Raw genomic sequence first — 25062 nt, 5'->3', positions numbered from 1 at the left:
TTACTCGGCCTTACGCCTTACGCTCAATCGCAAACCCGCTCCAGGTCTGGCTCACCGGCATCAGCTCAAGGCTGTTGATGTTGATGTGGGCCGGTGCGTTGAGCACCCAGAAAATGGTCTCGGCGATGTCTTGCGGCTGGATCGGCTCGGCGCCAGCGTAAGTGGCGTTGTAACGCTCCTGGTCACCGGCGAAACGCACCAGCGAGAACTCGCTCTCGCACAGGCCCGGCTCGATGTTGCTGACCCGCACGCCAGTCCCTTGCAGGTCGCAACGCAGGTTCAGGGAGAACTGTTTGACGAACGCCTTGCTCGCGCCATACACGTGGCTGCCCGGGTACGGGTAGTTGCCGGCGATGGAACCGAGGTTGACGATGCTGGCGCCACGACCGTGAGCGATCAAACGCGGCAACAACAGGCGAGTGCTGTACATCAGGCCTTTGATATTGGTGTCGACCATGGTGTCCCAATCATCAAGATCGCACTTGGGAGCCGGGTCCACGCCCAAGGCCAGGCCGGCGTTGTTGATCAGCCCGCGCAGCTTGGCGAAGGACGGCGGCAGGTTGGCAATCGCTTGCTCCATGGCTTTGCGATCCCGTACGTCGAGCACCAGGCCATGAACCTCGGTCTGCTTCGACAACTCGGCGCACAGGGCATTGAGGCGCTCTTCACGACGACCTGTCAGCACCAGTTTCCAGCCGGCTTCGGCAAAACGACGGGCGCAGGCTTCACCAAAACCGGAAGTCGCGCCGGTAATAAACAGGGTGTTGGACATCGTGTTCTCCTTGCTTCGGCTGATCGACAGCCCTTGGAATAGAAAATCAGTTGCCAGCATGCCCGGCCTTGTCCACAGCGGCAACCATCGCAAAAACCGTACAAAAAACAATCAACACCGGCAACGCCATATGGGCTGTGGCTTGCAGCCATGTACGCGCACCTTATCCACAGGCCGGTCCACAGTTTCCGGGGGCAAGTGCAAAAGCTGCAAGCCGCTGCCTATAAGGCTTTGCGGGCAGATTAGAAAGTTTTTTGCTTGACCCTCAGGTGCCTGCTGTGTAACCCCGGGCAATTTGCACGACCGGGCGGTCAAACCGACGATGGCTCCAAGCCAGTAACTACGGCCCTCAGCCGACTCTTTCCATAGTTTAACCACAGACTTATCCACAGGCTTGTCCACCTCGATTCATGCCAGGTTTTCCCCTAACAAAAAGGTTGACAAAGCCGGCTCGAGGTCCAGCAAAAACACCTGATCAAAAAACAATCACATCGCTGCAAGCCACGGATTCAAAGGCTTGCAGCCAGCTACTCCCACGTTATTCACAGCCAGCTCCACAGCAAACGGGGACAAGTCAAAACCGTGATAAAACAGTAATTTGCAGCGGCTTTATGTCGCGCTTTGAGAGGTCGTGAATATTGTTTTCCACAATTTCCCTTTACCTCAAAGCACCATCCTGTGTAGGAGCTGCCGAAGGCTGCGATCTTTTCCAAAGACACCTCAAAGCAAGATCAAAAGATCGCAGCCTTCGGCAGCTCCTACGGGGGATTCGGGCATAAAAAAACGCCCTGACGTTGAGTGCGTCAGGGCGCTTTTTGGGCTCTTCGGTTTAGTGGCCGCCAAGGTAGGCGTTACGCACCTCATCGTTCACCAGCAGCTCCTTGCCGGTGCCGCTGAGGCGGATCTCGCCGTTGACCATCACGTAGGCCCGGTCCGACAACTTGAGGGCGTGGTTGGCGTTCTGCTCCACCAGGAAGATGGTCATACCGGTGCTGGCCAGTTCCCGCAGGGTCGCGAAGATCTGTTTCACCACAATCGGCGCCAGACCCAGGCTGGGCTCATCGAGCAGCAACAGCTTCGGCCGACTCATGAGCGCCCGGGCGATGGCGAGCATTTGCTGCTCGCCGCCAGACATGGTCATGGCGCGTTGGGTACGCCGCTCTTCGAGCCGTGGAAACAACTCGAACATGCGCTGCATGTCTTCCTTGGCGTACTTGTCACCAATTGGAATCGTACCCATCAACAGGTTTTCCTCGACGGTCATGTCAGGGAACACCCGCCGACCTTCCGGCGATTGAGCGATACCGTTGGACGCGATGTAGTGGGACGACTTATGGGTGATATCCACACCCTGATAGACGATTTGCCCGTCAGCGGCCCGCGGCTGGCCGAAGATCGACATCAGCAGGGTCGATTTGCCGGCGCCGTTGGAGCCGATCAGGCTGACGGTTTCACCTTCATTGATATGCAACGAGACTTTCTTCAGGGCCTGAATCGGCCCGTAGAACACGTCCAGATCCTTGAGTTCGAGGATGGGTTTACTCATACCACTTCCTCTTCTTCGGCGCCCAGGTAGGCGGCAATCACTTTCGGATCGTGTCGAATCGCTTCAGGCCCGCCCTCGGCAATGACAACGCCATGGTCCAGTACAACGATGTGGTCGGAAATACTCATTACCATGCCCATGTCGTGTTCGATCAGCACCACGGTCAGATCGTGCTCGTCGCGCAGCAGCCGGATCATCGCGCTCAGCGCTTCGGTTTCCTGAGGGTTGAGGCCGGCGGCCGGTTCGTCGAGGCAGATGATCTGCGGCCGGGTACACATGGCCCGGGCGATCTCCAGACGGCGTTGCTGACCGTAGGACAGCTCACCGGCCAAGCGGTTGGCGCAGTCCACCAGATCCACCACTTCCAGCCAGTAGAACGCATGGTCCAGCGCATCGCTTTCGGCCTTGCGGTAACCCTTGGTGTTGAGGATGCCGGCCAGCATGCCGCGGTTGACCCACATATGCTGGGCCACCAGCAGGTTTTCCAGCACCGACATTTCCCTGAACAGGCGAATGTTCTGGAAAGTCCGCGCCAGACCGGCACGGTTGATCAGGTGCGTGCCGCCGAACATCTTGTAGCGGAGTCGGTTGATAAAGCTTTTGGGTGAAACGAAATCGACGGCCTTGAACGGCTCACCGAGCATTTTGATGACGTCGGTTTTCACACCGCGGGTGTTGAGTTCGATATGCCCGCCGGACGCTTTGTAGAATCCGGTCAAGCAGTTGAACACGGTGGTCTTGCCGGCGCCGTTGGGGCCGATCAGGGCGAAGATCGAGTTGCGCTTGACCTTCAGGCTGACATCGCTCAGAGCCTTGATGCCGCCAAAGTGCATCATCAGTTTGTCTACCGAGAGTACGACTTCGCTCATGGCGCTACTCCTTTACGCGGGGTCACACCGGTACGGCTGATCCGAATCAGGCCGCGCGGTCGCCAGATCATCATCAATACCATCAGGATGCCGAACAGCAGCACGCGATACTCAGCGAAGCCGCGCAGCAGTTCCGGGGCTACCGTCAGCACGAACGCCGCAATTACCACGCCGATGGTCGAGCCCATGCCGCCGAGCACCACAATGGCGAGGATCAGCGCCGATTCGAAGAAGGTGAACGAGGTCGGGTTGACGAACCCCTGATAAGTAGCGAAGAACACACCCGCCAGGCCGGCAGTCGATGCGCCGATAGTGAACGCCGACAGCTTGACCAGTACATGGTTCAGGCCCATGGAACGGCAGGCGATTTCGTCTTCACGCAACGCTTCCCACGCCCGGCCGACTGGCATCCGGGTCAAGCGGTGCTTGATATGCAGCACGGCCAGTACCACCAGGAACAACACCGCGTAGATGAAGTAATACTTCACGTCCGGGTTATAGGCGATGCCGAAAAACTCATGGAACGGCACCCCACCCTCTTTCGCCCTTTTGCCGAACTCCAGGCCAAAGAACGTTGGCAACGGAGCCGCCATACCGTTCGGGCCGCCGGTCAGGGACAGCCAGTTATTGAGGATCAACCGGATGATTTCACCGAACCCCAGCGTCACGATCGCCAGATAGTCACCGTGCAGGCGCAGTACTGGAAAACCCAGGATGCAACCGGCCAACCCGGCAGTGATTGCCGCCAGCGGCAGCACCGTCCAGAAACCCAGCCCCAGGTATTGATAACCGAGCGCCAGGCCGTAGGCACCAATGGCGTAGAACGCCACATAACCGAGGTCGAGCAGGCCGGCCAGGCCGACCACGATGTTCAGCCCCAGCCCCAACAGAACGTAGATCAGCCCGAGAATGACCACGCCCAGCAGGTAGGAGTTGGAGAAAAACGGGAACACCACGGCGATGACGATCATCACCGGGATGATCCAGCGCAAGCGGGATTTGTAATCAGGCGGCAGTACATGAACCCCGGAGCCAGTGCTTTCAAAGCCTTCGAGAATTCTCAGGCCCTTGGGGGTTTGCAGGAACAGGCTCAAGGCAAAGCGGCCAGCCATGACGATGGCGACAATCCATGCCACCCGGGTCGCTTCCAGGTTGAAGCCGTAGCCGTCGAGGACCACGCCAACAATCGGGCCGAACACAATCAGGGCCACCAGGCCGGCAAGAATCGCGTCAACCAGGCTTCTTTTGAGATCAATGGTTTTTTTAGTGGTTGAAGACATCGCTTACACCTTCGACACAAGAGGACGGCCGAGCAGGCCTTGGGGCCGAAAGACCAGAACGAGAACGAGCAGCGAGAAGCTGAAAACGTCTTTGTAGTCCGAGTTGACCAAGCCAGAGAACAGAGACTCGGAGATCCCGAGAATGATCCCGCCAAGCATTGCCCCTGGCAGAGAGCCGATCCCGCCAAGTACCGCGGCGGTGAACGCCTTGATGCCAATGATGAAGCCCGCGTAGAAGTCGAATGTGCCGTAGTTCATGGTGATCAGCACGCCGGCCAGGGCCGCCATCGCCGCACCGATGATGAACACGTAGGAAATGACGCGATCGGTGTTGATCCCCAGGATCGAGGCCATCTTGCGGTCTTGCTGGGTGGCGCGGCACATACGGCCGAGCTTGGTGTACTTGATGACGTAGGTCAGCAGGGCCATCCCGACAAACGCTGCGACCAGAATGAAGATTTTGGTGTAGGTGAGCTGGACGAAGCCGGTTCCAACCTCAACTCGCCATGCACCAGTCAGCAGTGTCGGTACGCCTTGTTGACGGGCGCCTTGGGCAATCTGTGCATAGTTTTGCAGGATCAGCGAAATACCGATGGCACTGATCAGCGGTGCCAGTCGGGTGGAGTTGCGCAGCGGTTTGTAGGCGACGCGCTCGATGACCCAGCCATACACCGCCGTGACGATGATGGTGAAGACCAGTGTGCCAAGCATCAGCAGCGGGAAGGATTCAATACCGAAGTATGCCAGCAGAGCCAGACTGATTGCCGCGAGGTAAGCGGAAATCATGTAAACCTCGCCGTGGGCGAAGTTGATCATGCCGATGATGCCATAGACCATTGTGTAGCCGATGGCGATCAGGCCATAGACCGACCCGAGGGTCAGGCCGTTGACCAGTTGCTGCAGGAAAATACCATCCATAACGCAATCTCACGCAGTGAGAACCTGCACACCAGTGATGTGCGATTCTTCTAGGAAAAATACAGATTTACGTCGGAGTAATGTCAGCCACGATCAGCCTGGCCCCACTGATTCAGTGTGGGAGCGAGCCTGCTCGCGAAAGCGGTTGAACATTCAACAAAGCTGCTGTCTGTCAATCCGTCTTCGCGAGCAGGCTCGCGCCCACAGGGACTTGTGGGGTTCAACTGATCGTGTCAGCCCTTACTTCTGTTTTTCCAGCTGGTGGTATTTGCCATCCTTGTCCCACTGGTAAACCACGTAGTCGGAGACTTTCAGGTCGCCCTTGGCGTCCCACTCTTTCTTGCCCATTACGGTCTGGACCGAGTTGGCCTTCAGCCATTTGGCCGCCGCTTCGCCATCATTCTTCTTGGCGCCATTGAAGGCAGCCGCGAGGGTCTGGACCGAAGCATAGGCGTACAGGGTGTAGCCTTCAGGCTCAGTGCCCTTGGCGCGGAACGCATCCACCACGGCCTTGCTGTCTGGCAGCAGACGCGGGTCGGCACCAAAGGTCATCAGTACGCCGTCAACGAATTGCGGACCGCCAGCGGTGGTCACCAGTTCGTCGGTTACGATGCCGTCGTCGGACATGAACTTGACGTCTTTGAGGCCTTGCTCACGCAGTTGACGAACCAGAGGACCGGCTTCCGGGTGCAGGCCACCGAAGTAAACGACGTCGGCGCCAGCGCCGCGGATTTTGGTGACGATGGTGCTGAAGTCTTTTTCGCCACGGGTCAGGCCTTCATACAGCACTGGCGTTACACCGCGCTTGGCCAGTTGAGCCTTGGTAGCATCCGCCAGACCTTGGCCGTAGGTGTCCTTGTCATGCAGGACCACCACTTTCTTGCCCTTGAGCACGTCGACGATGTAGTCGCCGGCCACGATGCCTTGCTGATCGTCACGCCCGCACATACGGAACATGGCACTCAGGCCGCGCTCGGTAACCGCCGGGTTGGTCGAACCTGGAGTGATCGCGATGATGCCCGCTTCGTCGTAGATCTCGGAGGCCGGGATGGTCGACGAGGAGCAGAAGTGACCGACTACGCCAGCGACTTTCTGGTTGGTCAGGTCCTTGGCGACCGTCACAGCCTGTTTCGGTTCGCAGGCGTCATCGCCTTTGACCAGCAGGATTTTTTCCCCGTTCACGCCGCCCTTGGCATTGATCTCGTCTGCCGCGGCCTGCGCCCCCTTCATGTACTGCTCGCCAAATGCGGCGTTGGCGCCTGTCATCGGCCCCGCCACACCAATTTTCACATCAGCCTGTGCAAACGCAGAAACACCCAACGCAGTTGCCACTGCGAGGGCCAGAAAGCCTTTCTTGTAAAACGTCTGGGACATGAGGTGGTGCTCCAAGGTTTTTTTTAGTTGGCACTGCGACTTCTCTGAATGCTCAGAGCAAGGGCCGTGCCATCGGTTTTTTATTCTGGGAAAAGTCGTTGCCTTATTGTTTTTTCGACTGTTTCGGGCCCATTTTCATTGGGCGTGCAACCGTCTAAACCGCGGGAGGTGAAACCATTTGTTTTTAAAGGCGCAACCCGCACGCGCCATCATTGCAACCGCAGCGCCAAACGATGTGCAACCAGCCTGTAACAGCCCGCGTCACCTAACTGCACACTGCTGGTGCGGGACTGCTACAACCCGCACCATTACAGGCTAGCCGCTTCGCTGAAAAGCGCCGCTTCCAGCAACATATTTCAACAATCAGATGACGATCCGCAGGCACTGGCCCGCGTGATACAACGAAAATCCGGCTTCATACAGGCAGCTTCGCAGCCCCACACCCGCCAATGGCTGCATGGGCGCGAAAGGAATCGGCAAGGCCCGAGGATTTCCATTACACAAATAATCGGCAAAGGCTTTGCCGACGACTGTACCGGTGGTCACGCCTCGCCCGTTGTAGCCGGTGACTGCCACCAGACCTGGTGCCGGCTCAAACAGGCGCATCAAATGATCCGGCGTGAAGGCGATACAACCGGTCCAGGTGCACTCCCACTCCACAGGCTTCAAGTACGGAAAGTAATGCTGCTGAACTCGGTCGGCCCAGGCTTTCAGGAACCAGGTCGGTTTCTGGTTGCCATTGCCGAGACTGCCGAGCAACAACCGCCCTTCGGCATCGCGACGGATGCTGCTGAGCACTTGTCGGGTATCCCAGGAACCCTGGCCGCCGGGCAGAATCTGTTGCGCGGCGTCTTCGGTCAGCGGCACTGAGGCCACTTGATAGTAATAACCGGGGAAGAAATTGCGCCGCAGCTCCGTCCAGTCACCTTCGGTATAGGCGTTAGAGGCGATGACCACCTGCTCGGCCAGCACCGAACCCTGGGCGGTTTGCACCGACCAGCGCTGGCCCTGACGTTCGAGTCGGGTGACCGGGGAATGACCGAATAGCTGACCGCCGAGGCTGATGGCCGCGTTGGCCAGCCCCGTGGTGTAGGCCATCGGGTTGATCGTGCCAGCACGCCGATCGAGCAGAGCGGCGGCGATCTTTTTTGTGCCGGTGGCTTGTTCGCAGGCTTGACCGGTTAACAGTTCCACCGGTGCACCACGACGTTTCCATTGTTCTTCGCGACTGCGCAGATCCGCTTCGCCACGCGCGTTGTGCGCCATGTGCAGCGTGCCTTCGCGGCGTAACTGGCAATCGATGTTGTATTTATCGACCAGGCTGAACACCAGGGACGGCGCCGCACCCAGCATGCGGTTGAGCTGACTGCCGACCGCCTCGCCGAAACCGGCTTCGATTTCATCCGGTGCAATCCACATCCCGGCGTTGACCAGCCCGACGTTACGCCCCGAACCGCCATGCCCGGCGCGATGCGCTTCCAGCACACAGACACTTTTACCTTGTTCCAGCAGATGCACCGCCGCCGACAAACCGGTGAAACCGGCACCGATGACGCAGACATCCACCGTCACCTCGCCCTTGAGCGCCACGTTGTCGGGCCTTTGCGGCGTCAGTTTTTCCCACAGACACTCTTCGCGTAACGGCATTGCCAGACTCCAACAGAAACCTAACCAACACACCATTCAATGTGGGAGCGAGCCTGCTCGCGATAGCGTCGGCACATCCAGTACCTATGTGACTGATAAACCGCTATCGCGAGCAGGCTCGCTCCCACAGGGGATCACTGTTTGTCTCAAGCCTCAGTCGAACGTAATCCCCTGAGCCAACGGCAACTCCAGCGAATAGTTCACGGTATTGGTCTGACGGCGCATGTACCCGCGCCATGCATCCGAACCGGATTCACGACCACCGCCCGTCTCTTTCTCGCCGCCAAACGCGCCGCCGATTTCCGCGCCGCTCGGGCCGATATTGACGTTGGCGATGCCGCAATCACTGCCCACCGCCGACATGAACCGCTCGGCTTCACGCACGTCGGTGGTGAAGATGCACGATGACAGGCCTTGCGGCACGGCGTTGTTCAGGCGCAGCGCCTCTTCGAAATCGTTGTAACCGATCACGTACAGAATCGGCGCGAAGGTTTCGCTGCACACCACATCGCTCTGTTCCGGCATTTCGACGATGGCTGGCGAAACGTAGTAAGCGTTGGGGAATTTGTCTTCCAGCTGACGCTTGCCGCCGAACACCCGGCCGCCTTCACTCAAGGCCTGCTCCAGCGCGTCCTGCATATTTTCGAAGCTGTGTTTGTCGATCAGCGGCCCAATCAGATTGCCTTCCAGCGGATGGCCGATGCGCACTTTGGAATAAGCGGCTTTCAGGCGGGTGACGATTTCCTCCTTCACCGACTCATGGGCGATCAGGCGACGCAACGTAGTGCAACGCTGACCGGCGGTGCCGACGGCGCTGAACAGAATCGCCCGTACGGCCATGTCCAGATCGGCACTTGGGCCGAGGATCATCGCGTTGTTGCCGCCCAGCTCGAGAATGCTGCGGGCAAAACGTGCCGCGATTTTCGGCGCCACTTCGCGGCCCATGCGGGTGCTGCCTGTGGCGCTGACCAGCGCGACACGTGGGTCATCGACCAACGCTTCGCCGGCATCGCGGCCGCCGATAATCACTTGGCTCAGGTGCGGTGGTGCGTCGCTGAAATTTTTCAGGACGCGGTCGAACAACGCCTGGCAGGCCAACGCGGTCAGCGGGGTTTTCTCCGACGGTTTCCAGATCACCGGGTTGCCGCAGACCAGCGCCAGCGTGGCGTTCCAGGCCCAAACGGCGACCGGGAAGTTGAACGCGCTGATCACGCCGACGACGCCCAGCGGGTGCCAGGTTTCGCGCATGTGGTGGCCAGGACGCTCGGAGGCGATGGTCAAACCGTACAGCTGACGGGACAGACCGACCGCGAAGTCGCAGATGTCGATCATTTCCTGAACTTCACCCAAACCTTCCTGAGTGATCTTGCCAGCTTCCCAGGACACCAGCTCACCGAGGTCAGCCTTGTATTCGCGCAAGATGTCGCCCAATTGGCGCACCAATTCGCCACGGCGCGGCGCCGGAACCTTGCGCCACAGTTCGAACGCATGATCTGCGCGACTGATGTGCTGCTCGACTTCAGCGGCGCCTTCCCAGTTCACGGCAGCGATACGGCTGCCATCGATAGGCGAATGCACCGGCACTTTGCCGTTCTGGTACAGGGCCGGGTTCACACCAAGACGATCAAGCAATGCGGCAACCATGGGTCACTCCTCAAGCAAAAAACAGAAAACGTGCAGCCGGATTTATTCGGCTGATCAGACCTGTAGTTTTAGCTCCCCGGAGGTTACCCAACAAACGACCTTTAAGAGAGATATCATTCCGTTTATTCATGCTGCGAATCTGCCGGTAAAAAAGAGCACAGAGAAACAAGAAAAAGGACCACCCATGCTGAATAAACGCTACTTGCCGTCGATCACCGCGTTGCAGTGCTTTGAGGCCGTGACCCGGCATTTGAGCTTCACCCGTGCCGCCGAAGAGCTGAACCTGACGCAGAGCGCCGTAAGCAAACAGGTCGCGCAACTCGAAGAGTTGTTGCAACACTTGCTGTTCCGCCGGGTGCGCCGACGTCTGCAAATGACCCCCGCCGGCGATTTGTACCTGGTGGAAGTGCGAAAAATCCTCACCCAAGTCGAAATGTCGACCCATTACCTGCGCTCCTACGGCGGTGACACCGAAGTCTTGCGCGTCTCGACGCCTCCGACCTTCGGTGCACGCTGGCTGGTGCCACGTTTGAAAGGCTGGCGCCTGCGCCATCCGTCGATCCATCTGGACCTGTGCAGCGAACAGGAAGCGGATGATCTGTTGCAAGGTCGCAGCGACCTGGCGTTCTACTTTGGCCAGGGCTCTCGGCCCGGCACCGAATGCCTGAAGCTGTTTGGCGAGGAGCTGGTGCCGGTCTGCGCGCCGGGCAGCCTGCCGGATACGCCGTTTACCGACCCTACGCAACTCACCGACCTGGTCCTGCTGCAGAACGCTTCCCGGCCTCAAGCCTGGCACGACTGGTTCGACAGCCAGGGCTACCATACCGAACACAGCTACCACGGCCCGCGTTTCGAAACCTTCTACATGTGCATCCGCGCCGCCCAGGTCGGCTGCGGCGTGGCGCTGCTGCCGAAGTTTCTGGTGGAAGAGGAATTGGCTGACGGCAAACTGGTCATTCCCTGGAAGCATGCGATGCCCAGCACCGACGCCTATTACCTGGCGTATCCGGAGCATTCGGCGGAAGTACCCAAGGTGCGGGATTTTGTGAAGTGGATGCTGGAGCAGATCGATAATCCCACATCTAACGATTAACTCTCCGTAGGAGCTGTGTAGTAGCTATGTAGGAGCTGTCGAGTGCAACGAGGCTGCGATCTTTTGATTGTGATCTTAAAAGCAAGATCAAGAGATCGCAGCCTCGTTGCACTCGACAGCTCCTACAGAGGCAATTCGCGCTGATGCAAAAATCGCTGGCAATCCTCACCGCTGATATGCGCCACTAGCCCCATTCATTGAAACAGCTGCAACGTCGCTGCCACGGGCCGCGGCCAGCCTGGAGAACCCGTTATGAGCGAGAGTGTGTTTGCCGATCGCATCGTGCAGAACCTGCTCGACACCGACTTCTACAAACTGACGATGATGCAGGCGGTGCTGCACAACTACCCGAACGTGGAAGTCGAATGGGAGTTTCGTTGCCGTAACAGCGAGGATCTGCGCCCGTACCTGGCGGAGATCCGTTTCCAGATCGAGCGCTTGGCCGAGTTGAGCCTGAGTGCCGATCAATTGAGCTTCCTGGAGCGCATCAGCTTCCTGAAACCGGATTTCCTGCGCTTTCTCGGGCTGTTCCGCTTTAACCTGCGCTATATCCATACCGGCATTGAAAACGGCGAGTTGTTCATCCGTCTGCGCGGGCCGTGGCTGCACGTGATTCTGTTCGAAGTGCCGCTACTGGCCATGGTCAGCGAAGTGCGCAATCGTTATCGCTACCGGGAAATCATTCTGGAACAGGCCCGCGAACAGCTCTATCGCAAGTTCGACTGGCTGAACGCCAACGCCAGTAGCGATGAATTGTCCGAGTTGCAAGTAGCCGATTTCGGCACTCGCCGTCGCTTCTCGTACCGTGTGCAGGAAGAAGTGGTGAACGTGCTCAAGCATGACTTCCCCGGTCGCTTCGTCGGTACCAGCAACGTGCACCTGTCCCGGGAGCTGGACATGAAGCCGCTGGGCACCATGGCTCACGAATGGATCATGGCCCATCAGCAACTCGGTCCACGGCTGATCGACAGCCAGATTGCCGCCCTCGACTGTTGGGTCCGCGAATACCGGGGTTTGCTGGGGATCGCCTTGACCGACTGCATCACTTTCGATGCCTTCCTTGGCGATTTCGACCTGTTCTTTGCCAAGCTTTTCGACGGCTTGCGCCACGATTCCGGTGACCCGGTGCAGTGGGCGGAAAAAGCCATCGCCCACTATCACAAGCTTGGCATCGACCCGATGAGCAAAACCCTGGTGTTTTCCGACAGTCTGACGCTACCCAAATCTCTGGAGATTTTTCGGGCATTGCGCGGTCGGATCAATGTCAGCTTCGGTATCGGTACTAACCTGACGTGTGACATTCCGGGTGTCGAACCGATGAGCATCGTGCTTAAAATGACGGCCTGCAACGGCCAGCCAGTGGCCAAGATTTCTGATGAGCCTGGCAAGACTCACTGCAAAGACCCGAATTTCGTCGCCTACTTGCGACATGTTTTCCAAGTACCTGCCGCCATTTCCAGCCCATCTAGCAAGGAGTGAATTCATGCAAGCCGTACAGCGTGAGATTGCTGAACAGCTCAAGGTCCAACCGCCGTTTGCGGATCAACTCGCCCTCGAGGCTGAAGTTGCCCGGCGGATCACCTTCATTCAGGACTGCCTGGTCAATGCCGGGCTCAAGACGCTGGTGCTGGGCATCAGCGGCGGCGTCGACTCCCTGACCGCCGGCCTGCTGGCCCAGCGCGCCATGCGCGAACTGCGCGAGCGCACTGGTGATGCCAACTACAAGTTCATCGCCGTGCGCCTGCCTTATGGCGTCCAGTTCGACGAACATGATGCCCAGGCCTCAGTGGACTTCATTGCCCCCGATGAGCGCCACACCGTAAACATCGGCCCGGCGGTCAAATCCCTGGCCAGTGAAGTGGCGGCCTTCGAGGGTAAGGAGGCGGTGCAGAAGGATTTCGTGCTGGGCAACACCAAGGCGCGGATGCGCATGGTCGCGCAATACACCATCGCTGGCGCGGCTCACGGCCTGGTGATCGGCACCGATCACGCGGCAGAAGCGGTGATGGGCTTCTTCACCAAATTCGGTGACGGCGCCTGCGACCTCGCACCGCTGAGCGGCCTGGTGAAAAATCAGGTCCGGGCGATTGCCCGCAGCTTCGGCGCGCCGGAGTCGCTGGTGGAAAAAATCCCGACCGCCGACCTCGAAGATCTGTCGCCGGGCAAACCGGACGAAGCGTCCCACGGGGTGACCTATGCCGAGATCGACGCCTTCCTGCACGGCGAACCGGTGCGTGAGGAAGCGTTCAAGATCATTTGCGATACGTACAAGAAGACTCACCACAAGCGCGTGATGCCGTTCGCGCCATAAGGACCTTGCCCCTATAGAAACCTGTAGGAGCTGTCGAGTGAAACGAGGCTGCGATCTTTAGATCTTGCTTTAAGATCACAATCAAAAGATCGCAGCCTCGTTTCACTCGACAGCTCCTACAAGGATTCGGGTTGGCCCAAAAATGAGCACAAAAAAAGCGTCCCAAGGTGGACGCTTTTTTTGTGCTTGATTCGATTACTTCAGAGTAACCGTACCTTTCATCATCGAGATGTGGCCCGGGAACGAGCAGAAGAAACCGTATTTTTCAGCAGCATTGAGCTTCGACACGTCGAAAGTTACCGAGTCGGTTTCCTTGGCGCCGATGACTTTGGTGTGGGCGATGACGCGGGTATCGCCGTCTTTCAAGTAGTTCTTGTCGATACCTGCCGCCAAGCCGTCAGTGGCGATCGGCTGCATGTCGGCTTCTTTGCTCAGCACCCAGTTATGGCCCATGACGTTTTTTGGCAGGCTGCCAGAATGTTTCAGTTCCACGGTGAACGACTTGCAGCTCTTGTCGATGGTGATGTCCTTGGTATCAAAGGACATCTGGTCAGTGGAGTCGACAGTGACCTTGCATTCCGCAGCCATCAATTGACTGCTGGCCAGTGTCAGCAGGGATACCGCAACAAGTTTGGCAAACATGGTGAATCTCCAAGGCAGGGTTAACAAAAGTGCTTATGGACAGAAGACTGCCTGAAATCTTCGCAAGTTCCTATGACCTGAATCAAAAATTGTATACAACTTTCGGGCTATGACACTCATCGAAACAATCTACCAGCCAGACGTCTGGCACGGCCCTATCATCAGGGCCGTCATCTCTCATCTGGAGCGTCTGTCATGTCTTTCAACAGCTTGTTGTGCAGTTTGCTCGCCGCCTACGCCTGCGGCGCCAGTGGCACCTATGAAACGCCAAAACGCGAGGTTTAACCCTTGGAACGAGGCAAGCCTGCCTTTACTCTGTGGCCCTGATGACCATGGAGTAAGGCATGTCTTTAGCGTCCGTTTGTGTATTTTGCGGTGCCAGCACTGGCACTAACCCGGTTTATCGTGAAGCGGCTGTCGCCCTGGGGCGAGCATTGGCCGAGCGCAAGCTGACTCTGGTCTATGGCGGCGGCGCCGTCGGGCTGATGGGGATCGTTGCCGATGCCGCGCTGGCGGCCGGTGGTGAAGTGATCGGGATCATCCCGCAGAGCCTCAAAGACAAGGAAATCGGCCACAGCGGCCTGACTCGCCTGGAAGTGGTCGACGGCATGCATGCGCGCAAGGCGCGAATGGCCGAGCTCAGCGATGCCTTCATCGCTCTGCCCGGCGGCCTGGGCACGCTGGAAGAGCTGTTCGAAGTCTGGACCTGGGGCCAGCTCGGCTATCACGGCAAACCGCTGGGTTTGCTGGAAGTGAACGGTTTCTACAGCAAATTGACGTCTTTTCTTGATCATATCGTCGGCGAAGGCTTCGTTCGCGAAGCGCACCGTGACATGCTGCAAATGAGCGAATCGCCGCAAACCCTGCTCGATGCACTGGACGCCTGGCAGCCCTCGGTACCGCCAAAATGGACCGAGCAAAAACCCAGCTAACGGCTCGGCATCGATACAGGGCAGAATATGCGCCGCTCAACCTCACCTTCGACCCCAGAGGATCGCCCATGGCTAAACCTAATTATTCCTTCGCCAAACGTCAGAGAGACTTGGCCAAGGAGCAGAAGAAAGAGGAAAAGCTTCAGCGCAAGAAAGCTACAGCTGAAGAAGAAGCAGCAGCACTGAACCCGGATACCGAAGGCGAAGTGGCTACAGACGAAACTGAAGCACCGAAAGATCAGGCGCCCGACGCCTGAGACCCTCAGGGCCCGATGATCTGATCAGGCCCACCGGATCTGTGTCCAGGGTCAGCAACGATGTTGCTGACCCTCACAGGCCAGTCTGAAAATTCCCCGTCCAGAACTGACTTGCACATCCCTGCTCGCGATGACGGCGGCACATTTAGCAATTATTTAACTGATACACCGCTATCGCGAGCAGGCTCGCTCCCACACTGGATCCCTACTATTCCAATGGCATCACGGTTACCCGAACCTCGGGATCGTGGCTGCCACCGCCCAGGATCACCCCACGCAACGGCGACACATCGGAAAAATCCCGGCCCCAGGCCAGGGTGATGTGTTCCAGCGCTGGTTGCACATTATTGGTCGGGTCGAAATCCACCCAGCCCAGCACCGGACAAAATACCGACACCCAGGCATGAGACGCATCGGCACCGATCAGCCGAGGCTGGCCCGGTGGTGGCTGGGTCAGCAAGTAGCCGCTGATATACCGCGCGGCTAATCCACGGGAGCGCGCACAAGCGAGCATCAAATGTGCAAAGTCCTGGCAAACCCCGCGCCGCCTCTCCAGCACTTCCACCAGCGGCGTCGCCACTTGGGTCGCTTCAGCGTCGAAGGTGAATTCGCTGAAGATCTTCTCCATCAACGCCTGAACCCCCAACAGCAATGGCCGGCCAGGAGGAAAGCAACTTTCCGAGAACTCGACGAAGTTGCGCTTCAAATGCACGTAAGGCGATTCGAACCGGTAACGGCACGCTTCAAGTATCTCGGATGACAGCGGCTGACTGCTGTAGGTCAGTGCGTTGCAGGTTTCTTCCCAGGCAGGTGATTGATTGAAGTCCAACGATGGCCGGGCCAGCACTTCGACCGTCAGGCTGGCATTGACCAGCAACTCATCGTGCGGCCGCTCGAATGCCAATCGGGTCAGCGGATTACCAAACACATCCAGCTCATCCCGGCGCGAGGTCGGATCGGGACTGATCTGCAATTGCTGATCGGTGCAGCGCTGCCAAACGCAAGCCCGCGGCCACAGGTGCGCCAGTTGCTGGGCCAGGGACACCGGGCTGTCATAGTGATAGTGGGTGTCGTGGAAAATCTGGTAACGGGCATTCATCAGACGGACACCGTGCGTTGGCTGACATCATCGACATGGGCGAAATGGCGCAAGGCCAGGCGATCCGATACTTGTCCGCTGGCATCGGCGATCTCCTGCAACAGATCGGCCAGCCCTTCTATGGCGGCACGGACACTGGCCTCGCCAAACAGTGGGTTTTCCAGGCAACCCAGATCGAAGCGCGCCAGCCGCTCCACCAACTGTGGCAGACCTGTTTCGCGCGGCGCACCAAAGTCGTCGTTCAAGCGTTTCAACGTTCGGGTCACCAGTTTCAACTGGAACAACACCGCGTGAGGGTTCTGCTCGTCGAGCAACAACAGGTCCAGCACCGGGATCAATTGCGCCACCGCCAGATACCGCGAGCGGTAGGTGATGCTGCTGTTGCCCAGCTCCAGCAGCCACTCCAGCCCGGCCTGATCGAAAGCCCCGGCGCCACGCAGAAACGCCGCCAGACTGCCGCTGAGAAACTGCAGCCGTTCGATCCGCCGACCGATCATCAGGAAACGCCAACCTTCGTCCCGAGTCATATCGTCAAGGGCAAAACCGGACAGCGCCGCCAGCGACATCACCAGTCGGTTGAGGAAATCCAGCAGCTCGCCGAAATCCGGCTCTTCGGTTTCCAGTTCCATGGCCTCGCGCTGCAATTCCACCAGCGCTTGCCAGTTCTCTCGCGAGAGCTTGCCGCGTACTTGCGAAGCAGCCCACTGCAAGCGTTGCAGGTTGGAGCGCAGGCTGAACGGCCAGTCATCGCCGAGCAGCGCCGCCAGCAACCGCTCCGGCAACTCGCCCTCCTCCGGCAACAGGTTCAGGCGTTCACCGAGATCGACTGCCGCCTCCAGGGCTTGCGGGTCATCGCCATCGACATAGCGCGCGAGCATAATGCGCAGCAGCCGTGCACTGTCATCGCAGCGCTCGCAGTAACGGCCGAACCAGAACAGGTTCTCGACCACCCGCGATGGCAGATACGGATCGCGTCGTACCAGATCGTGAACGCCAATGTTGCGCTGGGCTTTCCATTGTTCGCCGTTGGGCGGACGATCGCCCAACACCCAAGTGTCCTTGCTGGCGCCGCCGCGCTGCATCGACACCACTTCGGCGTCGGCTTCGGCGGCAACCCGGGTCAACCCGCCGGGCAGTACTCGATAGCCGTCCCGACTGGCCACCGCATACACACGCATGCCAATGGCCCGCGGTTGCAATTGACCACCTTCGGCCTGCCAGATCGGCGCCTGGGACAGTTGCGCCAATTCTTGCGCAACATAGGCGTAAGGCCGTGCCTGCATGCGCTCAGCCAAGGCTTGACGCTGTTTTTCACTCAAATCACGACCAAACACTGGGGCGAAGCTCTGCGACGGAAACGCCGGTTTGATCAACAGCTCCGGCAGCTTTTCCAGGGCCTGGGCCAGCACCGGCGCTTCGCCGCACCACCAGGTCGCGATGGACGGCAGAATCAGCTCTTCGCCGAACAGATACTGATTAATCTTCGGCAGGAAACCCAGCAACCCTGGCGACTCCAGCACGCCGCTGCCGAGGGCGTTGGCCACCAGCACCCGGCCCTGACGCACGGCTTCGAGCAGCCCCGGCACGCCGAGGGCCGAGTCGGTGCGCAGCTCCAGCGGGTCGCAGAAGTCATCGTCGAGCCGACGCATGATCGCGTGGACCCGACGCAGGCCGCTCAAGGTTTTCAGGTAGACCGTGGCATCCCGGACGGTCAGGTCGCCGCCCTCTACCAATGGATATCCGAGCTGGCGAGCCAGATACAGGTGTTCAAAATAGCTTTCGTTGAAACGCCCCGGCGTCAGTAGCACCACCAGTGGCGCTTCGTCATCGCTCGGCGCCTGACGGGCGAGCGTTTCCTGGAGCGTGCGAAAGAATCCGGCCAGGTGCTGCACCTTCAAATCGCGGTACAGCTCGGGAAAAGCCCGGGACACGATGGTGCGGTTTTCCAGCGCGTAACCGGCACCGGATGGCGCTTGCGTGCGGTCCGCCGTCACCCACCAGCGACCATCAGGCGTGCGCGCCAGATCCACGGCATACAGATGCAAAAAGGCCCCGTCGGGCGGCGCAATGCCCTGACAGGGCCAGAGGAAGTTGTTGTGACCGAACACCAGCTCAGCCGGCAGCAGGCCTTCGGCGATCAAGCGCTGAGGGCCGTACAAATCCGCCAGCACAGCATTGAGCAAGCGCGCCCGCTGAGCGATCCCGGCCGATAACTGTTCCCATTCATCGGCGGCAATCACATGGGGCAACAGGTCCAGTTCCCAAGGTCGGTCAGCGCCCTTGGGGTCGGCGTAGACGTTATAGGTCACGCCGTTTTCCTGGATCTGCCGGGTCAGCAGCGCCTGACGCTGCACCAGTTGCGCTGGCGTGCTGCGTTGCAATTGATCGAACAGCCGCCGCCAATGCGGGCGCACGGCGCCGCTGTCGTCGAGCAGTTCATGATAAGTGCCCGCGGTCAGCGGGTAGCGGTCAAGCAGGTCAGGCATGGAAAGCTCGGCAGACAGCAAAGAACGGTCAGACTAACGCAGGCTCATGACGCCCGGATATACGAAAAATCCGAGCGTCGTGTACGGTTTAGAAACGTCGCAAATCGAGAGTCATCGGCAGCTCGTCGTTAATTTCCAGATTCGGTATAGGAAGTTTCCCCGGCGTGTGTCCGAGACGGAAGAAACGCGCCATCCGCCGGCTCTCGGCCTCATTGGCGTTCACCGGCAGGCTGTCGTAGTTGCGCCCGCCCGGGTGGGCAACGTGGTACTGACAACCGCCCAGCGAACGCCCCATCCAGGTGTCGAGCAGATCGAACACCAGCGGCGCGTGGACCGGGATGGTCGGTTGCAGGCAATTGGCCGGTTGCCAGGCCCGAAAGCGTACGCCGGCGACGAACTCACCGATCCGACCCGTGGGTTGCAATGGCACCGGGATGCCATTGCACGTCAGCAGATAACGCTGAGGCGGCAGGCCGCGGAGCTTGACCTGCAAACGCTCCAGCGACGAATCCACGTAACGCACCGTGCCACCTGCTGCGCCTTCCTCGCCCAGTACATGCCAAGGCTCCAGCGCCTGACGCAACTCCAGCTCAATCCCGCTGACCGCATAGTCGCCGACCTTGGGAAAACGGAATTCCAGATGCGCTGCGAACCACTCGGCCCGCACGGGATAACCGGCGGCATTGAGGTCGACAATGACGTCAGCGAAATCCTGCTCGATAAAGTGTGGCAACAAGAACCGGTCGTGCAGCTCTGTGCCCCAGCGCGCCAGTTTCGGCGGCGCATAAGGCTCGCGCCAGAACCGCGCCACCAGCGCCCGCAGCAACAACTGCTGAGCCAGGCTCATGCGCGCATGGGGCGGCATTTCAAAGGCCCGCAGTTCCAGTAACCCGAGGCGCCCGGTGGCGCCGTCCGGCGAATAGAGTTTGTCGATGCAAAACTCAGCGCGGTGGGTGTTACCAGTCACGTCGATCAGCAAATTGCGCAGCAAGCGATCCACCAGCCAGGGTGGACACTCCTCGCCCGGCTTCGGCATTTGTGCGAAGGCGATTTCCAGTTCGTACAGCGAATCGTTGCGCGCCTCATCCACCCTCGGCGCCTGAGACGTCGGGCCGATGAATAATCCGGAAAACAGGTAGGACAAGGACGGATGGTTGTGCCAGTAACTGATCAGGCTGCGCAGCAGATCGGGACGGCGCAGAAACGGTGAGTCAGCCGGGGTCGCGCCACCCAAGACGAAATGGTTGCCGCCGCCGGTGCCGGTGTGCCGGCCGTCGATCATGAACTTCTCGGTGGTCAGTCGCGTCTGGCGCGCCTCTTCATAAAGAAACTCGGTGCGCTCCACCAACTCATCCCAGGTGGCGGACGGCTGGACGTTGACCTCGATCACGCCCGGATCCGGAGTAATGCGAAAGTTGCTCAGGCGCGGATCGCTCGGCGGCTCATAGCCTTCCAGCAACACCGGGCAATGCAATTCCTCGGCGGTGGCTTCGATGGCGGCGACCAGTTCCAGATAGTCCTCGACCCGCTCCAGTGGCGGCATGAACAGGTACAACCGGCCTTCTCGCGCTTCGGCGCAGAAGGCGGTGCGGGTCAGCCAGTCGGCGGACTCGTCGATCTTCGGCGCACGCTCGTTGGCCGTTTGTGGTTGAGCGTGATGCTGTAGCTGGTCGGTGCCTGGCAGCTCAGGGAAATCCTGATTCGGGTCGACAGGGTGAATGAACGGATACTCCGCCGCCTTCACCCAAGGCTGCGAACCGAGTGGCAAGCGATACCCCAGCGGCGAATCCCCCGGCACCAATCGGCAATGCTCTTCCCGCAGATACCAGCGACCGCTCTGCCACTGATCGCCCTTGGCGGTGCGCGCCAGCGGCAGGACCTGGCCAATCACCTTGTCCAGCCCCTGGCTGAAGACTTTGCGCAGACGCGTACGCTCCAAAGGCTCTTCCAGCCGTGAGTCTTCGGCGCTGACGTTCTGCGGCAAAGCGCCTTCGCGCCAGAGGTAATAGAAATTGTCTTCATAGGCCGGGAACACAAAGCGTGTCGGAATTTTCAGGCGTTCGGCGACACTCGCCAGAAAACGCCCAGCCAACTCGCCATCGGCGCCATAGTCTTCCTGCTCATCGGCGATCAATGCGCTGTTGTGCCAGATCGGTACGCCATCGCGGCGCCAGTAGCAGTTCAGCGACCAGCGCGGCAGTTGCTCGCCCGGATACCACTTGCCCTGACCAAAATGCACCAGTCCCTTGGGCGCGTAATGCTTGCGCATGCGCTGGAACAGCTCGGCCGACAGCCTACGCTTGTCGGGCCCAAGCGCTGCAGTGTTCCACTCCGCGCCGTCCGGGTCATCGATGGAAACGAACGTCGGCTCGCCGCCCATGGTCAGGCGCACGTCGCCTTCAAGCAGGTCGACATCGATCTGCCGGCCCAATGCCTGAATCGCCAGCCATTGGTCCTCGGTGTAGGGCTTCGTGACTCGCGGCGCTTCCCAAATCCGCTCGACCGACATTTCGTGGGTGAATTCGCACTCGCACGGTTCTACCAGGCCACTGATCGGTGCCGCAGAGGACGGATCGGGACTACACGCCAACGGAATGTGTCCTTCACCGGCAAACAGCCCAGAAGTCGCATCCAGTCCGATCCAGCCAGCGCCAGGCAAATAGACCTCGCACCAGGCGTGCAGGTCAGTGAAGTCCACTTCGGTGCCCGAGGGGCCGTCGAGGCTTTTGACATCGGCGGTCAACTGAATCAGGTAACCGGACACGAAACGCGCCGCCAGGCCGAGGTTGCGCAGCAACTGCACCAGCAACCACGCCGAGTCGCGGCAGGAACCGGAGGCATGCTCAAGAGTGTGTTCCGGGGTCTGTACGCCTGGTTCCATGCGAATCAGGTAGCCGATGTCTTCGCTGAGGCGCTGGTTGAGCGCGACCAGGAAATCCACGCTCGGTAGCGGCGTGCGATCGATGCCGTCCAGATAGGCCTTGAATTTCGGCGTCAGGGGCAAGGTTTCCAGGTACGGCGCCAGCTCTTTGCACTCATCCGTGGCATAGGCGAAAGGGATCTTTTCGGCGTAGGGCTCGAGGAAGAAGTCGAACGGATTGAACACCGCCATCTCCGCCAGCAAGTCGACCTCGATCCGCAGCTCATCGGTTTTCTCCGGGAACACCAACCGCGCCAGGTAATTGCCCTGGGGGTCCTGCTGCCAGTTGATGAAATGCTGCTCGGGCGAGACTTTCAGCGCATAGGACAGTATCCGCGTGCGGCTATGGGCAGCCGGGCGCAGGCGAACGATCTGCGGACCGAGCTCGACAGCGCGGTCGTAGCGGTAATGCGTGACGTGATGCAATGCGACATGGATCGACACGGCGTGCCTCCTGCGAGCCTTAAGCGTTATCGAAAGCGCGCAAGACTTATGCCATCCGGCAGGCTGGCGCTTTCACAGATTTGCTCAGGGCAGTACAGCACCAAAATCGGGCGGGAGGAGATTTTGCGTTGGGGCATTTGCACATAATTGTGGCGAAGATCAAAAGATCGCAGCCTTCGGCAACTCCTACGCAGGAATATGCGTTTCCATGTAGGAGCTGCCGAAGGCTGCGATCTTTTGATCTTCAGGCCCAACGCAAAACGCCAACCCGAAGGTTGGCGTTCTGTTCAGCTCAAACGAGACTTAGCGCGGCACTACCGGCTTGCGCGCAGGCTTGGGCCCCTTGCCTTTGGCCGCGTCCTTGCGCTCCTTGGCCGCCTGCTGATTGCGGGCGAATGCCGCAGCCTTGGCCTGTTCACGCTTGTCCCACGGGTTGCCGCCATCGCTGGCACGCGGTGGCAGACCGGTGTGCTGGGTCAGGATCTTGGTGGTCTTTTCCCCGGCCACTTTGTGGCTGCCGGCCGGTGTCGAGTTCTTGCGACGGGCGCTCTGGTAGCTGTCGGTCGCCGGTTGATGCAGCGGGATCAACTGGTTCTTGCCCGGCCCGATCAGGTCGGCGCGGCCCATGCGGGTCAGCGCTTCGCGCAGCATCGGCCAGCCTTTCGGGTCGTGATAACGCAAGAACGCCTTGTGCAGGCGACGCTGTTCTTCGCTCTTGACGATGGTCACGGCGTCACTCTTGTAAGTGACCTTGCGCAGCGGGTTCTTGCCCGAGTGGTACATCGCGGTGGCGGTAGCCATCGGCGACGGGTAGAACGCCTGCACCTGGTCGGCACGGAAACCGTTGCCCTTGAGCCACAGGGCCAGGTTCATCATGTCTTCGTCGGTGGTGCCCGGGTGAGCGGCGATGAAGTACGGAATCAGGTACTGCTCTTTCCCGGCTTCCTTGGTGTACTTCTCGAACATGCGCTTGAACTTGTCATAGCTGCCGATGCCCGGTTTCATCATCTGGTTGAGCGGACCTTCCTCGGTGTGTTCCGGGGCGATCTTCAGGTAACCACCGACGTGGTGGGTCACCAGCTCCTTGACGTATTCCGGCGACTCGACCGCGAGGTCGTAACGCAGGCCGGATGCGATCAGGATCTTCTTCACACCCGGCAAGGCACGGGCGCTGCGATAGAGCTGGATCAGCGACGAGTGATCGGTGTTGAGGTTTTCACAGATGCCCGGGAACACGCAGGACGGCTTGCGGCACGCGGATTCGATGACCGGGCTCTTGCAGGCGATGCGGTACATGTTCGCGGTCGGGCCGCCGAGGTCGGAAATCACCCCGGTGAAGCCTGGCACCTTGTCGCGGATCTCTTCGATTTCGCGAATGATCGACTCTTCGGAACGGTTCTGGATGATCCGGCCTTCGTGCTCGGTGATCGAGCAGAACGTACAGCCACCGAAGCAGCCGCGCATGATGTTCACCGAGAAGCGGATCATGTCGTAGGCAGGAATCTTTTCCTTGCCATACGCCGGGTGCGGAACCCGTGCGTAAGGCATGCCGAACACGTAGTCCATTTCTTCGGTGGTCATCGGAATCGGAGGCGGGTTGAACCAGACGTCCACTTCGCCATGCTTCTGCACCAGCGCACGGGCGTTGCCCGGGTTGGTTTCCAGGTGAAGCACGCGGTTGGCGTGGGCGTAGAGCACCGAGTCGCCACGGACTTTTTCCATCGACGGCAAACGGATGACCGTTTTCTCGCGGGTGAGGCGCGGGTTCGGCAGCAATTGCACGACCTTCGCTTCGTTCGGATCTTCCGTCGGACCCTTTTCCTGCTCGATGGCGCAGGCTTGCGTGTCCTGGGTGTTCACGTACGGGTTGATGATCTTGTCGACCTTGCCCGGACGATCGATGCGCGTGGAATCGATCTCGAACCAGTCTTTTGGCGTGTCACGACGAATGAACGCAGTGCCGCGCACATCGGTGATGTCTTCGATCTTGTGACCGAACGACAGACGCTGGGCGACTTCGACGATCGCACGCTCGGCGTTGCCGTAGAGCAGGATGTCGGCGCAGGCGTCGATCAGGATCGAGTTGCGCACCCGGTCCTGCCAGTAATCGTAGTGGGCGATGCGGCGCAGGGAGGCTTCGATGCCACCGAGCACGATCGGCACGTGCTTGTAGGCTTCCTTGCAGCGCTGGCTGTAAACCAGGCTCGCGCGGTCCGGACGTTTGCCCGCCAGGCCACCGGGGGTGTAGGCGTCGTCGGAACGGATTTTCTTGTCGGCGGTGTAGCGGTTGATCATCGAGTCCATGTTGCCGGCCGCGACACCGAAGAACAGGTTCGGCTCGCCGAGCTTCATGAAGTCGTCTTTGGACTGCCAGTTCGGCTGCGCAATGATCCCGACGCGGAAGCCCTGGGCCTCCAGCAGCCGGCCGATGATTGCCATACCGAACGACGGGTGGTCGACGTAGGCATCACCGGTGACGATGATGATGTCGCAGGAATCCCAGCCAAGCTGATCCATCTCCTCCCTGCTCATCGGCAGGAATGGCGCTGGCCCGAAACATTCGGCCCAGTACTTGGGATAGTCAAATAACGGCTTGGCTGCTTGCATGTCGATAACCGGTGTTGGCTTTCATTGAATTTCGCGGGCGCGGAATATAGCACAAAATTTGATCAATTCCGACGGCTATGGTCGGAAATTGCGGCGACCGTTTCGCACAAAGATCCTGAGATCAGGCGCAACCCCTGTGGCGAGGGAGCTTGCTCCCGCTGGGCAGCGAAGCGGCCACAAAACCTGCGACCGAATTTTTCCAGACGGACTGCATTTCTCAG

18 protein-coding genes are annotated in these 25062 nt (G+C 59.5%); 5 read left to right on the top strand and 13 right to left on the bottom strand.

All coding sequences use genetic code 11. The features are described 5' to 3' along the window. Positions 1-10 precede the first annotated feature (10 nt). The 8 genes from ACZ89R_RS21130 to amaB all read right to left on the bottom strand — a co-directional run bounded on the left by ACZ89R_RS21130 (position 11) and on the right by amaB (position 10050). On the bottom strand, positions 11-772 hold the full coding sequence (locus ACZ89R_RS21130; protein WP_192345937.1) for an SDR family oxidoreductase: 762 nt from the start codon (positions 770-772) through the stop codon (positions 11-13). 829 nt (positions 773-1601) lie between these two features. Further along, complete coding sequence (locus ACZ89R_RS21125; protein WP_007902726.1) at positions 1602-2318, bottom strand: ABC transporter ATP-binding protein; 717 nt, start codon at positions 2316-2318, stop codon at positions 1602-1604. Further along, positions 2315-3187 (bottom strand): ABC transporter ATP-binding protein, encoded by an 873-nt coding sequence (locus ACZ89R_RS21120; RefSeq protein WP_008009771.1) that lies wholly within the window; start codon positions 3185-3187, stop codon positions 2315-2317. Before ACZ89R_RS21120 ends, ACZ89R_RS21125 begins: the two co-directional genes overlap by 4 nt. After that, on the bottom strand, positions 3184-4467 hold the full coding sequence (gene livM / locus ACZ89R_RS21115) for a high-affinity branched-chain amino acid ABC transporter permease LivM (RefSeq protein ID WP_008009773.1): 1284 nt from the start codon (positions 4465-4467) through the stop codon (positions 3184-3186). The genes ACZ89R_RS21120 and livM overlap by 4 nt, the downstream gene beginning before the upstream one ends. Positions 4468-4470: 3 nt before the next feature. Next, positions 4471-5385 carry an ABC transporter permease subunit gene (locus ACZ89R_RS21110; protein WP_192345939.1) on the bottom strand — a complete coding sequence of 305 codons (915 nt, stop codon included), beginning with the start codon at positions 5383-5385 and terminating at the stop codon, positions 4471-4473. A 240-nt stretch (positions 5386-5625) separates the two neighbouring features. Continuing rightward, positions 5626-6759 carry an ABC transporter substrate-binding protein gene (locus ACZ89R_RS21105; RefSeq protein WP_429544698.1) on the bottom strand — a complete coding sequence of 378 codons (1134 nt, stop codon included), beginning with the start codon at positions 6757-6759 and terminating at the stop codon, positions 5626-5628. A 363-nt stretch (positions 6760-7122) separates the two neighbouring features. Then, positions 7123-8406, bottom strand: a complete 1284-nt coding sequence (gene amaA / locus ACZ89R_RS21100; protein WP_429544699.1) for an L-pipecolate oxidase — start codon at positions 8404-8406, stop codon at positions 7123-7125. A gap of 153 nt (positions 8407-8559) precedes the next feature. After that, positions 8560-10050 carry an L-piperidine-6-carboxylate dehydrogenase gene (gene amaB / locus ACZ89R_RS21095; RefSeq protein ID WP_095634030.1) on the bottom strand — a complete coding sequence of 497 codons (1491 nt, stop codon included), beginning with the start codon at positions 10048-10050 and terminating at the stop codon, positions 8560-8562. A 184-nt stretch (positions 10051-10234) separates the two neighbouring features. Between amaB and ACZ89R_RS21090 the strand changes: the two genes are divergently transcribed. The 3 genes from ACZ89R_RS21090 to nadE all read left to right on the top strand — a co-directional run bounded on the left by ACZ89R_RS21090 (position 10235) and on the right by nadE (position 13454). Then, entirely contained in the window at positions 10235-11143 is a 909-nt protein-coding gene (locus ACZ89R_RS21090; RefSeq protein WP_192345944.1) for a LysR family transcriptional regulator, read from the top strand. A 252-nt stretch (positions 11144-11395) separates the two neighbouring features. After that, positions 11396-12622 (top strand): nicotinate phosphoribosyltransferase, encoded by a 1227-nt coding sequence (gene pncB, locus ACZ89R_RS21085; protein WP_429544700.1) that lies wholly within the window; start codon positions 11396-11398, stop codon positions 12620-12622. A 4-nt stretch (positions 12623-12626) separates the two neighbouring features. After that, positions 12627-13454, top strand: coding sequence for an ammonia-dependent NAD(+) synthetase (gene nadE, locus ACZ89R_RS21080; protein ID WP_123358670.1), 828 nt, complete (start codon positions 12627-12629; stop codon positions 13452-13454). Between the two features lie 195 nt (positions 13455-13649). On the opposite strand, the gene azu is transcribed toward nadE, so the two are convergent. Continuing rightward, positions 13650-14096, bottom strand: a complete 447-nt coding sequence (gene azu, locus ACZ89R_RS21075; protein WP_429544701.1) for an azurin — start codon at positions 14094-14096, stop codon at positions 13650-13652. Between the two features lie 344 nt (positions 14097-14440). Here azu and ACZ89R_RS21070 point away from each other — a divergent pair, with 344 nt between their 5' ends. Together ACZ89R_RS21070 and ACZ89R_RS21065 are read left to right on the top strand one after the other, a co-directional pair. Beyond that, positions 14441-15028, top strand: a complete 588-nt coding sequence (locus ACZ89R_RS21070; protein ID WP_192345950.1) for an LOG family protein — start codon at positions 14441-14443, stop codon at positions 15026-15028. Between the two features lie 68 nt (positions 15029-15096). Continuing rightward, entirely contained in the window at positions 15097-15285 is a 189-nt protein-coding gene (locus tag ACZ89R_RS21065; protein WP_007902706.1) for a hypothetical protein, read from the top strand. 208 nt (positions 15286-15493) lie between these two features. Here the strand turns inward: ACZ89R_RS21065 and ACZ89R_RS21060 are convergent, their stop codons facing one another. From ACZ89R_RS21060 to ACZ89R_RS21045, 4 genes are all read right to left on the bottom strand, one after another. Next, a complete protein-coding gene (locus tag ACZ89R_RS21060; RefSeq protein ID WP_429544702.1) occupies positions 15494-16384 on the bottom strand; it encodes a transglutaminase family protein in 891 nt (296 codons plus the stop codon). Further along, positions 16384-18870 carry a circularly permuted type 2 ATP-grasp protein gene (locus tag ACZ89R_RS21055; protein ID WP_429544703.1) on the bottom strand — a complete coding sequence of 829 codons (2487 nt, stop codon included), beginning with the start codon at positions 18868-18870 and terminating at the stop codon, positions 16384-16386. Before ACZ89R_RS21055 ends, ACZ89R_RS21060 begins: the two co-directional genes overlap by 1 nt. Before the next feature lie 88 nt (positions 18871-18958). Further along, a complete protein-coding gene (locus tag ACZ89R_RS21050) occupies positions 18959-22234 on the bottom strand; it encodes a transglutaminase family protein (RefSeq protein ID WP_429544704.1) in 3276 nt (1091 codons plus the stop codon). 303 nt (positions 22235-22537) lie between these two features. Beyond that, positions 22538-24841, bottom strand: a complete 2304-nt coding sequence (locus tag ACZ89R_RS21045; RefSeq protein WP_123499835.1) for a YgiQ family radical SAM protein — start codon at positions 24839-24841, stop codon at positions 22538-22540. Positions 24842-25062: the final 221 nt, after the last annotated feature.

This window comes from Pseudomonas sp. TE3728 (assembly GCF_056279145.1).
This window is presented reverse-complemented; position numbering and strand designations above follow the sequence as displayed.

What these genes read in the sequence shown, in the direction of transcription:
- ACZ89R_RS21120 (WP_008009771.1), bottom strand. Translation starts at nt 3,187, where the DNA reads ATGAGCGAAGTCGTACTCTCGGTAGACAAACTGATGATGCACTTTGGC.
- ACZ89R_RS21045 (WP_123499835.1), bottom strand. Translation starts at nt 24,841, where the DNA reads ATGCAAGCAGCCAAGCCGTTATTTGACTATCCCAAGTACTGGGCCGAA.
- ACZ89R_RS21065 (WP_007902706.1), top strand. Translation starts at nt 15,097, where the DNA reads ATGGCTAAACCTAATTATTCCTTCGCCAAACGTCAGAGAGACTTGGCC.
- ACZ89R_RS21110 (WP_192345939.1), bottom strand. Translation starts at nt 5,385, where the DNA reads ATGGATGGTATTTTCCTGCAGCAACTGGTCAACGGCCTGACCCTCGGG.
- ACZ89R_RS21055 (WP_429544703.1), bottom strand. Translation starts at nt 18,870, where the DNA reads ATGCCTGACCTGCTTGACCGCTACCCGCTGACCGCGGGCACTTATCAT.
- azu (WP_429544701.1), bottom strand. Translation starts at nt 14,096, where the DNA reads ATGTTTGCCAAACTTGTTGCGGTATCCCTGCTGACACTGGCCAGCAGT.
- ACZ89R_RS21070 (WP_192345950.1), top strand. Translation starts at nt 14,441, where the DNA reads ATGTCTTTAGCGTCCGTTTGTGTATTTTGCGGTGCCAGCACTGGCACT.
- pncB (WP_429544700.1), top strand. Translation starts at nt 11,396, where the DNA reads ATGAGCGAGAGTGTGTTTGCCGATCGCATCGTGCAGAACCTGCTCGAC.
- ACZ89R_RS21125 (WP_007902726.1), bottom strand. Translation starts at nt 2,318, where the DNA reads ATGAGTAAACCCATCCTCGAACTCAAGGATCTGGACGTGTTCTACGGG.
- ACZ89R_RS21090 (WP_192345944.1), top strand. Translation starts at nt 10,235, where the DNA reads ATGCTGAATAAACGCTACTTGCCGTCGATCACCGCGTTGCAGTGCTTT.
- livM (WP_008009773.1), bottom strand. Translation starts at nt 4,467, where the DNA reads ATGTCTTCAACCACTAAAAAAACCATTGATCTCAAAAGAAGCCTGGTT.
- nadE (WP_123358670.1), top strand. Translation starts at nt 12,627, where the DNA reads ATGCAAGCCGTACAGCGTGAGATTGCTGAACAGCTCAAGGTCCAACCG.
- ACZ89R_RS21060 (WP_429544702.1), bottom strand. Translation starts at nt 16,384, where the DNA reads ATGAATGCCCGTTACCAGATTTTCCACGACACCCACTATCACTATGAC.
- ACZ89R_RS21105 (WP_429544698.1), bottom strand. Translation starts at nt 6,759, where the DNA reads ATGTCCCAGACGTTTTACAAGAAAGGCTTTCTGGCCCTCGCAGTGGCA.
- amaB (WP_095634030.1), bottom strand. Translation starts at nt 10,050, where the DNA reads ATGGTTGCCGCATTGCTTGATCGTCTTGGTGTGAACCCGGCCCTGTAC.
- amaA (WP_429544699.1), bottom strand. Translation starts at nt 8,406, where the DNA reads ATGCCGTTACGCGAAGAGTGTCTGTGGGAAAAACTGACGCCGCAAAGG.
- ACZ89R_RS21130 (WP_192345937.1), bottom strand. Translation starts at nt 772, where the DNA reads ATGTCCAACACCCTGTTTATTACCGGCGCGACTTCCGGTTTTGGTGAA.